Origin of the sequence: Caulobacter sp. 602-1, from assembly GCF_003931565.1 — a bacterium.
In the GTDB taxonomy this organism is placed as follows: Bacteria; Pseudomonadota; Alphaproteobacteria; order Caulobacterales; family Caulobacteraceae; genus Caulobacter.
This window is the reverse complement of sequence record NZ_RRYI01000208.1, coordinates 1-274: the sequence shown is the minus strand read 5'-3', so window position 1 is coordinate 274 and position 274 is coordinate 1. Positions and strand designations below refer to the sequence as shown.

The 274-nt window shown below is 69.3% G+C and carries 1 pseudogene; it reads left to right on the top strand.

Going from position 1 to position 274, the window contains the following annotated elements:
- Positions 1-274, top strand: a pseudogene (locus tag EIK80_RS25895) (FAD-binding oxidoreductase); the annotation flags it as partial.

Below are 274 nucleotides of genomic sequence, written 5' to 3'. Positions count from 1 at the left end.
GAGGTCCACCATCGCCCGCGGCAGACGGCCGCCGCCCTGCTCATCCCGCGCGACATGGAGGCCGTTCTCTCTCTGCTCTCAGCCTTCGAAGCTGAGGCCGGCCCCCTGCTGACCGCATTCGAGGGCATGTCCAAGGCCGCGATGGAACGCGCCATCGCTCATGTTCCTTCGCTGTCCAACCCCTTCTCCGGCGGAACGCCGGACGACGCCGTCCTGGTCGAGCTGACCCGCTCTTGGGCGCCGCGCGGGGGCGAGGAATCCCTCGACGAAACCC